The 12,728-nt window shown below is 70.5% G+C and carries 10 protein-coding genes; 1 reads left to right on the top strand and 9 read right to left on the bottom strand.

The features are described from left to right. The first annotated feature begins 155 nt into the window (after nt 1-155). Nucleotides 156-3,323 carry a CHAT domain-containing protein gene (locus ACFQRI_RS09710; protein ID WP_380666812.1) on the top strand — a complete coding sequence of 1,056 codons (3,168 nt, stop codon included), beginning with the start codon at nt 156-158 and terminating at the stop codon, nt 3,321-3,323. A gap of 131 nt (nt 3,324-3,454) precedes the next feature. Here the strand turns inward: ACFQRI_RS09710 and ACFQRI_RS09705 are convergent, their stop codons facing one another. Genes ACFQRI_RS09705 through ACFQRI_RS09665 form a run of 9 tightly spaced genes read right to left on the bottom strand, consistent with a single transcriptional unit; the run spans nt 3,455 to nt 12,717 of the window. Beyond that, nucleotides 3,455-4,441, bottom strand: a complete 987-nt coding sequence (locus tag ACFQRI_RS09705; protein ID WP_380666810.1) for a hypothetical protein — start codon at nt 4,439-4,441, stop codon at nt 3,455-3,457. A 41-nt stretch (nt 4,442-4,482) separates the two neighbouring features. After that, nucleotides 4,483-4,998: a hypothetical protein gene (locus tag ACFQRI_RS09700; RefSeq protein WP_380666808.1), complete on the bottom strand. Its 516-nt coding sequence runs from the start codon at nt 4,996-4,998 to the stop codon at nt 4,483-4,485. A 15-nt stretch (nt 4,999-5,013) separates the two neighbouring features. Further along, nucleotides 5,014-6,123: an MCE family protein gene (locus ACFQRI_RS09695; protein ID WP_380666806.1), complete on the bottom strand. Its 1,110-nt coding sequence runs from the start codon at nt 6,121-6,123 to the stop codon at nt 5,014-5,016. Beyond that, nucleotides 6,123-7,349 (bottom strand): MCE family protein, encoded by a 1,227-nt coding sequence (locus ACFQRI_RS09690; protein ID WP_380666804.1) that lies wholly within the window; start codon nt 7,347-7,349, stop codon nt 6,123-6,125. Before ACFQRI_RS09690 ends, ACFQRI_RS09695 begins: the two co-directional genes overlap by 1 nt. Next, nucleotides 7,349-8,536, bottom strand: coding sequence for an MCE family protein (locus ACFQRI_RS09685; RefSeq protein ID WP_380666801.1), 1,188 nt, complete (start codon nt 8,534-8,536; stop codon nt 7,349-7,351). The genes ACFQRI_RS09690 and ACFQRI_RS09685 overlap by 1 nt, the downstream gene beginning before the upstream one ends. Beyond that, on the bottom strand, nt 8,533-9,513 hold the full coding sequence (locus tag ACFQRI_RS09680) for an MCE family protein (RefSeq protein ID WP_380666799.1): 981 nt from the start codon (nt 9,511-9,513) through the stop codon (nt 8,533-8,535). The genes ACFQRI_RS09685 and ACFQRI_RS09680 overlap by 4 nt, the downstream gene beginning before the upstream one ends. Further along, nucleotides 9,510-10,553 (bottom strand): MCE family protein, encoded by a 1,044-nt coding sequence (locus tag ACFQRI_RS09675; RefSeq protein ID WP_380666797.1) that lies wholly within the window; start codon nt 10,551-10,553, stop codon nt 9,510-9,512. The genes ACFQRI_RS09680 and ACFQRI_RS09675 overlap by 4 nt, the downstream gene beginning before the upstream one ends. After that, complete coding sequence (locus ACFQRI_RS09670) at nt 10,550-11,881, bottom strand: MCE family protein (protein WP_380666794.1); 1,332 nt, start codon at nt 11,879-11,881, stop codon at nt 10,550-10,552. The genes ACFQRI_RS09675 and ACFQRI_RS09670 overlap by 4 nt, the downstream gene beginning before the upstream one ends. Next, nucleotides 11,878-12,717, bottom strand: a complete 840-nt coding sequence (locus tag ACFQRI_RS09665) for an MlaE family ABC transporter permease (RefSeq protein ID WP_380666792.1) — start codon at nt 12,715-12,717, stop codon at nt 11,878-11,880. The genes ACFQRI_RS09670 and ACFQRI_RS09665 overlap by 4 nt, the downstream gene beginning before the upstream one ends. Nucleotides 12,718-12,728 lie beyond the last annotated feature (11 nt).

The following is a 12,728-nucleotide window of genomic DNA, read 5'->3' as shown; positions in this document are numbered from 1 at the left end:
ACGAGACCTTCGAAATCGGCCCGGCGGCCGTGCCTGCCACCGAACCGATCTCACCAGGTAATACAAGGGCTGGTTGCACAATTAGCCCCGCCGGTAACGTGACACGACCACCGGCCCCCGACCGGTGCCCGGCAGGCCACAGGAGAACGAGACCGATGACAGACGATGCAAGCCGCGCGAGCGAGCGGTTCCGCGGGCTGCAGCGTTGGACCGGGAAGGATCGGGGCGACGCACAATCCAGCTGGTTCGCCCCCGGGGAGGACACGACCCCTCCCGAGGCCACCACGACGCCCCCCGGCGAGCCGCTGGCGCCCGCTCCGCCGCGCCCCGAGCGGCCTGCCGCGGAGCGCCCGGCCGGGGAGCGACCCAGCGCCGAGCAGCGCTACGCCGACGCGATCGCCGCGATGAACAACATCGTGACCACCTTCGACTTCTCCGCCCTGCCGTGGGTCGCCGAGGTGTTCCGCACCACCGCGGGTGTGCTGCGCGAGGACGACCCGGCGCGCGCCGGGGTGCTCAACAACCTGGGCAGCGCCACCCAGCTGACCCACGTGCAGAGCGGGGACCTCGCCGACCTCGAAGACGCGATCAGCTACTACCGGGCCGCGGCCACCTCCGCGCACGCGGGCGACCGCGACCGCGCGTTGTACTACTGCAACCTCGCCCTCGCGCTCACCGACCTCGCGGGCAAGACCGGGCGACCGGACCTCGCCCAGGAGAGCGCCCGGGTCGCCCAGGAGGCGCTGCAGCAGACCTCGAAGCGCGACGGCAGCCGACCGATGGTGCTGATGCGGCTGGCCAACTCGCTCAAGCTGCACGCCGAGCTCGCCGGCTCGGTCGAGTCCGACGAGGAGTCCATCGCGGCGTTCCGGGAGGCCGCGCGGATCTCCCCGGCGACCGACTCCACCACCTCCGAGCTGCTGGTCAACCTGGGCAGCGCGCTGCTGCGCCGCTACCGGCGCGCCTGGTCGCTGGACGACCTGGACGAGGCGGTGAAGCACCTCAGCACCGGCGCGGGCGCCCTCGCCGACGGCGAGGCGCGGCGCACCGCGCTGTGCCGCTACGCCGAGGCCCTGCGGCTGCGCTTCCAGCGCAACGGCGACCTCACCGACCTCAACACCTCGATCAACGAGCTGATCGGGGTCCTCGGCGTGCTGGAGAGCGGCAACGCGCTGCTCGGGCTGGCCATAAGCCAGCTCGCCGAGACCACGGCCGAGCACGTCGACGCCACCGGCGAACCCGGGCAGCTGCGCCGCGTGCTGCGCCCGATCAGTCCGGCGGTGCGCGCGATGACCGCCGACGACCCGAACCGCTCGGCCGCGCTCGCCGGGTACGCGGCCCTGCTGCGCAGGCAGTTCCTGCACGGCGGCGAGTCCACGGCGCTGGACACCGCGATCACCGCGGGCGAGGCCGCCGTGGACGGCGCCCCCGAGGCCGAGCGCGGCCGGATGACCACCGCTCTGGTGACCACCCTGCTGCGGCGCTTCGAGCACGGCGAGGAGCGCGGTGACCTGGACCGGGCCGCCGACCTGGCGCAGGAAGTGGCCAAGCACCAGGGCTCGCCGGTGCAGCACATCGCCTGGGTGCAGCTGGGCAAGTGCGCCGCGCACCGGTTCGCCACCTCCGGGCGCACCAAGGACCTCGACACGGCCATCGAGCTGTTCGACCAAGCGCTCATCGCCATGCCGCAGGAGGCGCCCGGGCGCGCCGGGGTGGCCATAGAGCTGGGGCGCGCGCTGCAGGCGCAGCACCAGCGCAGCGGGCGGCGCCGGTACTACCGGTGGGCCCGCAAGGTGCTGGGCGAAGCCGCCAACCTGGTCAACGCCCCCGCCGACCAGCGGCTGCGGGCCGCAGCGCTGGCCGGGCGGATCAGCGCCAGCGAGCAGAAGTGGTCCGAGGCGCTGGACTCGTTCTCGCTGGCCGTCGAGCTGCTACCGCTGATGACCCGGGGCAAGCGGGTGGTCGCCTCGCCGAGCGCGCAGCAGCGCTGGGCGACGCTGGTCGCCGACGCCGCGGCCTGCGCGGTGGAGGCCGGCGACTCCGACCGGGCGGTGGAGATCGTCGAGCACGGGCGCTCGGCGATCCTGGCCGACTACCTGCCGACCGGGGGCGAGCTCGGCGAGCTGCACCGCAGCAGTCCCGACCTGGCCGACGAGATCGTGCGCCTGCGCCGGCTGCTGGACCGCCCGATCGACGACCACGAGCTCGATGGGGACGACCGGCTGCACCTGGCCGACGCCTGGGCGCACCTGCTCGGCGAGGTCCGGCAGATCCAACCGGGGCACCTGCGCATCAAGCGGGTCCAGGAGCTCGGCGAGGGTGTCCCGGAGGGCTCGGTCGTGGTGGTCAACCTCAGCCGGTACCGCTCGGACGCGCTGGTGGTCATCGGCGGCCGGGTGCTCACGGTCCCGCTGTCCGGCGCCGACCCGGAGAAGGCCGAGTCGATGGCGGCGAACCTGCTGGCCGCCGCGCAGCAGGACGACCACCCGGCGATGGCCGAGGTGCTGGACTGGACGTGGGTGCGCATCACCCGCCCGGTGCTGGACCGGATGGGCTACCTGAGCACTCCCGAGGAAGGCGCCCGCTGGCCGCGGATCTGGTGGAGCGCCTTCGGGGCCGCGGCCTACCTGCCGCTGCACGCGGCCACCGCGCACGCCGGGACCTCGGCGCTGGACCGGGTGGTCTCCTCGCACACGGCGACCTTCGGCTCCCTGGCGCGGCCCCGGTCCGGGCGCGGCGACGACGGCAACTCGCTGGTGGCCGCCGGCTGGGCCGCGCAGGTGTCCAGGGAGCTGCCGCGGCAGAACCAGATCCTGGCGCAGTACTGGCCCGCGGCCGAGATCGTGTCGGTGGAGAGCGCGAGCTCGCCGGACGTGCTGCGGATGCTGCCGCAGTACTCCTGGGTGCACGTCTGCGAGCCGAGCTCGCAGTTCCCCGCCCAGCCCGCCGCCGGGCTGCTGCTGGACCGCGAGGGTCAGCGGCCGCTGGGCCTGGTCGAGCTCGGGCAGGTCGCGCTGGGGCAGGCGGAGTTCTGCTACCTCGGGCAGTGCGCGACGGCCGCCGACACGCCGTGCGCCGCGGCGCTGTCGCTGGCGGCCGCGCTGGGATTCGCCGGGTACGCGCACACCGTCGGGACGCTGTGGGAGGTCGACGAGGAGAGCGCCTCGGAGGTCCTGGCCGACGCCTACGGCGAGATGTTCGGGCCCGAGGGGTACGGCGTGGACGGCGCGGCCTACGCGGTGCACAACGCCGCTCGCCGCCTTCGCAGCCAGTACCCGGGCGAGCACGCCACCTGGGCGGCCCACGTCCACGTCGGACCCTAGGAGCTGCTTCGCCCGGCGCTGCGGGCGGCGAGCTCCGAGCCGCTGCGCGGACTCGGTGCACGCCAGATCAGCGGCGGCTCACCGCCCCTCGCGCGAGCGCCGCGGGACCGCTCGCGCGAGAGGGCTCCTGATCAGCGGACGGCGAGGTCGGTGATCTTCCACGTGTCGCCCTGCTTCTCGGTGGTCACGGAGAGCTGGGCGGGGCCGACGTTGCTCTCGCCGCTGCTGGAGCGCAGCGCGTGCTGGTCGACGAACAGCAGCACCTGCGCGCGGTCGTCCTGCAGCCGGGTCACCGAACTGCTCTTGACCGTGGTGGTCACGACCAGCTGCTGCTTCGGCGCCTGCTCCTTGACCACCTTGAACAGCTCGTCGTACTGCTTGGTCGCCTCGCCGGTCAGCAGCTCGTCGGCGGCCTTCTCGGTCTTGGCGGTGTCCTTGAAGTCGTAGGAGAACAGCCGCTGCACGCCGTCCTCGATCTTGCCCTTGACCTCGCTGGTCTGCCCGGCCGAGACCAGCGCCTTGTTGGCCATCGCACCCCGGTAGTACGTCGAGTAGCCGAGCACGCCGAACACGATCGCCACGACCAGCAGCACCGCGGCGGCCGTCCACAGCAACCAGGCCCTGCCGCCCCGCGCCGCATCCGCACCGGTCTCGGAGGCGGTGGCGGCCCCAGCGTCCTCTTCGGACTCCCGAGCGTCGTCGGAGCCCTCTTCGGAGCCGCGCGACGGTTCACCGTCCTCTTCGAACTCACGCGCGGCGTCGGCGCCCACACCGGACTCCTGCGGCGGTTCGGCGTCCTCTTCGGACTCCCGCGCCACCTCGGCGTCGCGCTCGGCGTCCGAAACCTCCTCGGCGGCCGAATCGTCCGCGGTGTCGGCAGTCCGGTCCGACTCGGCACCGGGGACGTCGGCGACCTGCTCGTCGGGCAGCGCCGCGGCTTCCTCCCGCGACTCCGGCTCGGCGGTCCGGGCCGGCTCAGCGGCCGCGGCGGTCTCCTCCTCGGTCGCAGCCGGCCCGGGCCGCTGCTTCTCGGTCGTCTCGCGCTTGCGCAGGCCGGCCACCTTGGGTCGGCGCACCGAGGGCTGCCCGTTGCTTCCTGGGCGGCGGTTGGTTGGCACTGGCTTGCACTCCTGAGAATCGCTTAGAGGTCTCGCCCGCCTCAGCCGACCGGGACGGTGCCCAGGTTGCTGAGCTTCCAGGTGTCGCCCTCACGCGTGAGTTCGGCCTGGTAGCGGTCCTGCTTGGTGGACGGCTTCTGACCATCGATGGTGACCGTGACCTGCACGACCGCGATCATCTTCGCCTTGCCCGCCTGCGGATCCAGCTCGGTGAGACCGGAGTCGAGGACCTTGGCGGTCGTGGTCGACTTCGCCTGCTGGATCTTGGTGGCGTAGTCCTTGTGGCTCTTCTGGATCTCGTCGTGCAGCGGGCCGGTGGAGTACTGCTCCCACCGCTTGAGCCCCGCTTCCACGTTCTTGTGATCCAGCGTGTTGAAGGCGATGACCGCGTTCGTGCCCTGCTGCAGCGCGGTGTCGCGGGTCTCGGCGTAGGCCACCGACGAGCTGGTGGCCGCCAAGGACCACAGCACCACGGCCACCAGCGCCAGCACCAGGCTCAGGCCGCATGCCACCAGCGCCGCCGCGGGGCGGCGCCCGGTGTTGCCTTCAGCGGTCAATGTGCGGCTCCTCTCCTACTGCCCGGATTCCGGCGCGTTCTGCGCGCCGCGAACGGAGGTGTCGCTGCCCGGCGGTTCGGCGCAGTGCGCGTTGGTGTTCAGCGGCACCGGCGCCGTGGCCGTGCCCTCGCGCTTCTGAGTGTCCTCGTAGCCCTTTGTACACGGCAACGGGTCCATGACGTTGAGCACGAGGCCGAAGTGCGCGGTGCCGTCGCCCGGCACGACCGAATTGGACGCCGCGACCTGGGCCGGGTAGGACACGAACAGCTGCTCGATGCCGTCCACGTTGGCCGACAGCAGCTTCGAGGTGGTGGTCAGGTTCGCCACCAGCGGCCCGAGGTTCTCGTTCTCCGCCAGCAGCGCGCTCACCTGGTGGGCGGCCGGCGGCGCCCGCTGGATCACCTTGCGCAGGTCGCCGTCGGAGGACTTCAGCGACTGCGACAGCAGGTTCAGGTCCTCGCTGAACGACTCGATCGAGGATCCCTGGTCGTTCTGCGTCTCCAGCACCGTCTTGCCGCTCTCGAGCAGCTGGACGGTCTGCGGCAGGTGGTCCTGGGCCTGCTGGGTGAACTCGCGCGAGGTGTCCAGGATGGTCTGCAGGTGACCGCCGTTGCCGCGGAAGGCCGTGCCGAGCTCGGTGACCACGGTGCGCAGCGAGTCCTCGGGGACCGAGTTGGCGAACCGGTCCAAATTGGTCATCAGGTCCTGCACCGGCAGCGGCGTGGACGCCTGCTCGCGCTCGATCACCGAACCGCCCTCGAGGTACGGCCCGCCGTCGGACTTCGGCCGCAGGTCCACGTACTGCTCGCCGACCGCGGACCGCAGCGAGACCGCGGCCTCCACATCGGACGGGATCTTCGGCGCGTTCTCCTCGATGTCCAGGGGGACCGAGACGCCGTCGTCGGTCAGCTGGATCTCGCCGACCCGGCCCACCGGGACGCCCCGGTAGGTCACCTCGGCGTTCTCGAAGACGCCGCCGGTGTTGGCCAGCTCCAGGGTCACCTCGTAACCCCGGTTGCCGAACAACCGGTCCAGACCCGCGTAGCGGAAACCCGCGTAGCTGACGCCGACCAGCGCGATCAGGATGAATCCCATGATCTGCAGGCGGACTCGACGGGTGAGCATCAGTCACCTCCAAGCAACGAACCGAGCAGACCACCGCCGTCGTCCTGGCCCTGCTCCGGCGGCGGCTCCGGCGCGGGCTGCGACGGCGCCGGCTGCTGGCCAGGGGGCGGCGCGAGCGGCAGCGGGATCGAGTTCGGCGGGCGCAGCAGCGGCTGGCGCGAACGGCCGAGGTTCTCCAGCAGGTTGGTCAGGTTCAGGTCGGCCTTGACGTAGAGGTTGGTGTAGTCGCTGCCCTTGATCCCCTCGACCGCGTTGTCCGGGAACGGGAAGGAGGCCAGGACCTCCAGCGACTTCGGCAGGGTGTCCCCGGCCGCGGCCAGCTGGTGCAGCGTGGGCGCCAGCTGGTTGAGGTTGGCCACCAGGTCCTCGTGCGAGCGGTCCACCACGTCGGTGGCCACGCCGGAGAGCTCGTCCAGCGACCGCAGCATGGTCACCAGCTGCTGGCGCTGATCGGCCAGCACCTTCAGCCCCGGCCCGAGCTCGGTGAGCGCGGTGTCGATCTGCCCGCGCTGCTCGTTGAGCTTGGCGCTGAGCCGGTCGATGCTCTCCAGCGCGTTGGTGATGTCGTCGCGCTGGGCGTCCAGGCCGGCGACCAGCTCGTCGAGGTTGCCCAGCAGGCCGCGGATGTCGGCCTCGCGGCCCTCCATCGCCTTGTTCAGCTCGCGGGTGATGTTCTGCAGCTGCGCCACGCCACCGCCGTTGAGCAGCAGGGACAGCGCGCCGAGCACCTCCTCGACCTGCGGGTTGCGGCTGGTCCGCTCGATCGGGATCGTCGCGCCGTCGCGCAACCTGCCCTCGGGGGTCTGCGCCGGGGCCGAGAGCTCGACGTACTTCTCGCCGAGCAGGCTGGACTGGCGAAGCCGGGCGATCGCGTTGGCCGGCAGCTCCACGTCGCCGTTGACCTGCACGGTCACCTCGGCCTGCCAGGTCCCGTCGGCCAGCCGGATGTCCTCCACCCGGCCGACCGGGACCTCGTTGACGCGCACGCCCGCGTTGGGCACCAGGTCCAGCACGTCGGACATGCGGACCTTGACCTCGTACGGGTCGTCGCCGATGTCGGCACCGCCGGGCAACGGCATGTCGTAGACCCCGCGGGAACCGCAGCCGGACAGCAGCAGCAACGCGACCGTCGCGACCACGCCCGCCCTGACCGCGGCCCCGCGCCGCGCCCGCGGGTTGTCGGCGCCCGCGGCGACCGCCGCGGCAGCGCGCAGCTTGCGCAGCATCACTGGCCACCTCCGGGCTGGGTTCCGTTGGTCAGCGGCAGCGGCAGCGGGGGCAGCTTCCCGTTCTGCACCGAGTTGAAGCTCTCGGCCAGCGACGGCAGCTTGACCGCGCCGTCGAGCACCGGCTGCAGCGAACCGCACGCCTGCTGGACCTCGGCGGGCACCTCGGTCACCGCTCCCTGCGAGAGGAGGCGGCACACCGACACCAGCGGCGGCTGGTTGAGCTCGTTGAACACCGCGCGGGTGTCGAGCGTGCCGGAGGCGCCGTTGTAGGCGTTGTTCAGGTTGCTCATCGCCAGCGGTCCGTTGACCAGCGACTCCTGCAGCGCCTTCTTCTGCTTGACCAGGACCGTGGCCACCGAGTTGAGCTGGTCGACGTTGGTCTTGATGTTCGCCCGGTTGTCCCGGACGAAGGTCTCGACCTTGCCCAGCGCCTCGGCCAGCTGGGCCAGCGCGGCGCTCATGTTCTGGCGCTCGCCGGCCAGCTGGGAGCTGACCTGCTCCATCTGGGTGTTGAACTTGCGCACCTGGTCGTCGTTGGCGGCGAGCATGGAGGTGAAGCGCTGCAGGTTGTCGACGGTCTCGAACAGCTCCTTGCTGTTGCCGGACATCGTCGTGCCCGCCTCGCCGAGGTTCTTCAGCGTCTCGGACAGGTCCTTGCCGTTGCCCGCCAGGTTGGCCGCACCGGTGTTGAGCAGGTCGGTCAGCGCGCCGTCCTTGTTCGCGCCGTCCGGCCCCAGCGCCTTGGTCAGGTCGTTGAGGCTGCGGTAGACCTTGTCCAGCTCCACCGGGGTCGCGGTGCGCTGCTCGGGGATCACCGCGTCATCGGCCATCTTCGGGCCGCCGCGGTAGACCGGCGCGAGCTGCACGTAGCGGTCGCTGACCACGCTCGGCGAGACCGCGACCGCGCTGGCGTCGGCGGGGACGTCGACGTCGCGCTCGACGCTCATCACCACGCGGACCTTCTTGCCCACCGGCGTGACCTCGTCGATGGTCCCCACCGGCACGCCGAGGATTCGCACGTCGCCGCGCTCGTGGAGTCCCACGGCCGCGGAGAAGTAGGCGGTGACCTTCTTGTCCGACCCGGAGAACAGCCACCAGCCGCCCAGCGCGGCGACCAGCACCACGACCACCGCGACGGCGATCAGCTTGACCAGGTTGGAGCTCTTCGCAGCTGCGTTCGTCATGGCTGGCAGCCCTCCCGGTTGACGGGGCCGATCGCGGGCGGCAGGAACCCGCAGATGTAGGTGTCGAACCAGCGGCCGTTGCCCAGCACGTTGGAGAACAGCCGGGTGAACGGCGCGAAGGTGGCAAGGCTCTGGTTCAGGTTCTCCTGGTTGCGCTGCAGCAGCTTGGTGACCTGGTCCAGCTGCTCCAGCGCCGGGCCCAGCTGCTGCTGGTTGTCGTCGACCATCCCGGACAGCTGCCGGGACAGCTCCTGGGTGCCGGTGAGCAGCGAGTTGATCGAGTCGCGGCGGGCGTGCAGCTCCTGCAGCAGCAGGTTGCCGTCCTGCAGCAGCTTCTCGAAGTCCGCGTTGCGGTCGGCGACCGTCTTGGACACCTGCGCGGTGTTGTTCAGCAGCTTCTCCAGCTCTTCGTCCCGCTTGGAGATGGTCTGCGACAGCGCGCTGAGCCCCTTCAGGGCGCCGTCGACCTCGTCCGGGGTCCCGGCGAAGGTGTCCGACATGGTCCGGAAGCTCTGCGCGAGCTGATCGGTGTTGATCGCGTCGACGTTCCTGGACAGGTCGCTGAACGCCTCGATGACGTCGTAGGGCGACATCGTCCGCGCGGTCGGGATCGGCTCGTCGTCGTCGAGCTGCTTGGTCCCCTGCGGGTCCAGCGCCAGGTACTTCTGGCCGAGCAGGGTCTTGACCTTGATCGCGGCCCTGGTGTTGTCGCCCAGCCAGGCGTCCTGGACGCGGAAGTCGACCCGGACGTGGTCGCCCTCCAGCTCCACGTCCGAGACGGTTCCGACCTTGACCCCGGCGATGCGCACCTCGTTGTCGGCGCGCAGGCCCGCGGCCTCGGTGAAGTTCGCCGAGTACTTGGTGCCGCTGATCAGCGGCAGCCGTTCGTAGTTAGCGGCCAGCAGGAACAGCACCACCAGCACCAGGATGCCGGCGATACCGATCTTGAGCGGGTCGCGCTTGGAGAAGGAACTCATCGCTGGCACCTCGGCTGGGTCACGGGCATGACCGGCAGCGGCACGTTGGCCTCGCCGATTCCCACGTTTCCGGTGGCACCGCACAAGTAGAAGTTGAACCACGAGCCGTACGAGGCGGTGCGGCTGAGGGTTTCGAACTTGTTCGGCATGTTCTTGAGCACCCGGTCGACCAGCGCCTGGTTGTTGTTGAGGTTCTTCGACAGCTCGCCGAGGCCGTTGATGTCGGCCTGCAGCCCCGGCCGGGCGTCCTGCAGCAGGTCGGCGGTGCTGTTGGTCAGCCCGTCCATCGCGGTGATCGCGCTGCCGATGGAGTCGCGGTCCTCGGCCAGCCCGGAGACCACCCGCCGCAGCTGGCCGACGAGCTCGGTCAGCTGCTGGTCGCGCTCGTTGACGGTGTCCAGGACCCCGTTGAGGTTGTTGATGACCTCGCCGATGACCTTGTCCCGGGAGGCGATGTGCTGGGTCAGCGAGGCGGTGTGGGCCAGCAGGCTCTCCACCGTGCCGCCCTCGCCCTGCAGCACCTGGATGATCTCGTAGGACAGCTTGTTGACGTCCTCCGGCGAAAGCGCCTGGAACAGCGGCTTGAACCCGCCCAGCAGCACGGTCAGGTCCAGCGCGGGCTTGGTGCGGTCCAGCGGGATCGTGCCGCCCGGCGGCAGGTAGCCGCTCTGGGTGCCCGCCGACTGGATGCCCTGGCTGCCCTGCTCGAGCGCGAGGTAGCGCTGCCCGACCAGGTTCCGGTACTTGATCACCGCGCTGACGTTGCTCGGCAGCCGCCGATCGGCGACGTTGAACTTCACCTGGGCGATGCGCCGGTCGACCAGCTCGACCGACTCGATCTCGCCGACCTTCACCCCGGAGATCCGCACGTCGTCGCCCTCGTTGAGGGCGGTCGCGTCGGTGAACCGCGCCGTGTAGGAGTTCGAGGCCCGGAAGTCCTTGTTCGCGATCGTCATGATCAGCAGACCGCTGGACAGCAAGGTGACCAGCACGAAGACCAGGAACTTGACCAGCGGACCGGTGATGCCGCGCCCGTTCATCGGTAGCTCACCTCCGCACCCCGCAGGACCGGGCCGACCAGCAGCGAGCCCCAGCTCGGGACCTCCGAGGCCGGGCGCCCCACGGCGGGCGCGAGCACGGTGGCCACCATGTCGCGCTCCGGCTTGGAGTTGATCCACTGCGAGGAGGTCGACGACGGAGCCGTGTCAGCCGGCGGGTTGAGCCCCTCGGTGGCCGGCCGGGAAGCCGGCGGCGGGACCGAACCGTCCTTGAACGGCCCGTCCGGCGGATATTCCGGCATCGGGTCGATGTTCTCCATGAAGTCGTAGCAGCGCGGCCCGCGCTTGTCGTTGAACTCCGGCTCGTCCTGGTTCGGTTCGTACTTGCCGCGGTGCGCGGTGACCTCCAGCGTGATGTGCAGGCCCGGTTCGTCGGTGCCCTCGCCGAAGACCTTCCGGATCCGCGGCACGTACTCGGCCATCTCGTTGAGGAAGCACGGGTAGGACGGCGAGTACTTGGCAAGCAGGTCCAACGTCGGCCTGCTGCTGTCGGCCAGCGCGACCATGTTGTCGCCGTTGGCCTGCAGGAAGCCGGTGAGGTCGTTGGAGGTCGTGGTGAGCTGACCGGTCAGGTGCTGGAGGTTCTGCCGCTGCGAGACCAGCGTGCGCGCGGTGGTGCTGAAGTTGTCCAGCGCGTTGATCACGTCCGGCGCGGCCTTCTCGTAGGTCTGCGCGACGCCGACCAATTCCTGCAGGTTCTGCTTGAGGTCCGGAACCGACGGGTTGAGGCCCTCCAGGTAGGTGTTCAGCCGGGACAGCGTGTCGCCCAGCTGGTCGCCGCGGCCGGACAGCGCCTGGTCCAGCGCGTTGAGCGTGGCGGCCAGGTCGGCCGGGTGCACCGCCTGCAGCACCGGCATGGTGTCGGCGAGGACCTTCTCCAGCGCCACCGCCGACTGCGAGGTGTCCTGCTGGATCACGGTTCCCGAGGACAGCGATCGGCCGGAGCTGTCGTCCGGGATGTCCAGCGAGACGTAGCGCTCGCCGAACAGCGTGCGCGGCAGGAACTGCGCCTTGACGTTGCTGGGCAGCTTCTCGGCCTGCTCCGGGTCCAGCGCGAGGTCCAGCGTGGAGCCGTCCGGGCTCGCCTCGACCTTCTCCACCCGGCCGACGACCATGCCCCGCACCTTCACGTCGGACTCCGGCTTGATCTGGTTGCCGGTGAAGGCGGCCTGCAGCTTGACCTCGACGTCGTCGCTGAAGGCCTTCTGGTAGATCGCCACGCACGTGGTGATGAACAGGACCATCGTCATCAGCAGCGCGAGACCGAGCACGCGCCGCTTCACTGTGGTGAGGGTTCCCTGCGCGCTCATCCGGTGATCCGAACGGTCGTAGTGGTGCCCCAGATCGCGAGGCTGAGGAAGAAGTCCAGCAGCGCCGTGGTCACGATCGCGGTCCGCACCGCGCGGCCCACCGCCACGCCGACCCCGGCGGGACCGCCGCTGGCGCGATACCCGTAGTAGCAATGCGTCATGATCACCACCACGCTGAAGACCAGCACCTTCCCGAAGGACCAGAGCACGTCCTCGGGAGGTAGGAACAGGTTGAAGTAGTGGTCGTAGGTGCCCGCCGACTGGCCGTAGACGTAGATCGTGACGCCGCGCGCGGCCACGTAGGAGGTCAGCAGGCCCAGCACGTAGAGCGGGATCACCGCGATGAACCCGGCCATCACCCGCGTGGTGACCAGGAAGGGCAGGCTCGGCACGCCCATCACCTCGAGCGCGTCGATCTCGTCGGAGATGCGCATCGCGCCGAGCTGGGCGGTGAAGCCCGAGCCGACGGTGGCCGAGAGCGCGAGACCGGCCACCAGCGGCGCGATCTCGCGGGTGTTGAAGTAGGCGGAGATGAAGCCGGCGAACGCCGAGGTCCCCAGCTGGTCCAGCGCGGCGAAGCCCTGCAGGCCGACGACGGTGCCGGTGAACAGCGTCAGGCCGATCATCACGCCGACGGTGCCGCCGATGACCGCGAGCGCGCCGCTGCCGAAGCTGACCTCGGCCAGCAGCCGCATCGTCTCCTTGAAGTAACGGGTGATGGCCCGCGGGATCCAGGCCAGCGAGCGCAGGTAGAACGACATCTGGTCGCCCAGGTCGTCCAGCATCTCGAGTGGCCGTCGGGCCGCGCGCTTGGCGCGCTGCGAGATCGTCACCATGTTCCTATTCC

It is taken from the genome of Saccharopolyspora griseoalba (assembly GCF_042665275.1).
In the GTDB taxonomy this organism is placed as follows: Bacteria; Actinomycetota; Actinomycetes; order Mycobacteriales; family Pseudonocardiaceae; genus Saccharopolyspora; species Saccharopolyspora griseoalba.
Note: the sequence above shows the minus strand (reverse complement) of the source record. Positions and strands in the feature narration are given on the sequence as shown.

Excerpts from the sequence above, each read along its gene's own strand:
- ACFQRI_RS09710 (WP_380666812.1), top strand. The coding sequence starts at position 156 with ATGACAGACGATGCAAGCCGCGCGAGCGAGCGGTTCCGCGGGCTGCAG.
- ACFQRI_RS09695 (WP_380666806.1), bottom strand. The coding sequence starts at position 6,123 with ATGCTCACCCGTCGAGTCCGCCTGCAGATCATGGGATTCATCCTGATC.
- ACFQRI_RS09690 (WP_380666804.1), bottom strand. The coding sequence starts at position 7,349 with ATGCTGCGCAAGCTGCGCGCTGCCGCGGCGGTCGCCGCGGGCGCCGAC.
- ACFQRI_RS09685 (WP_380666801.1), bottom strand. The coding sequence starts at position 8,536 with ATGACGAACGCAGCTGCGAAGAGCTCCAACCTGGTCAAGCTGATCGCC.
- ACFQRI_RS09680 (WP_380666799.1), bottom strand. The coding sequence starts at position 9,513 with ATGAGTTCCTTCTCCAAGCGCGACCCGCTCAAGATCGGTATCGCCGGC.
- ACFQRI_RS09675 (WP_380666797.1), bottom strand. The coding sequence starts at position 10,553 with ATGAACGGGCGCGGCATCACCGGTCCGCTGGTCAAGTTCCTGGTCTTC.
- ACFQRI_RS09670 (WP_380666794.1), bottom strand. The coding sequence starts at position 11,881 with ATGAGCGCGCAGGGAACCCTCACCACAGTGAAGCGGCGCGTGCTCGGT.
- ACFQRI_RS09665 (WP_380666792.1), bottom strand. The coding sequence starts at position 12,717 with ATGGTGACGATCTCGCAGCGCGCCAAGCGCGCGGCCCGACGGCCACTC.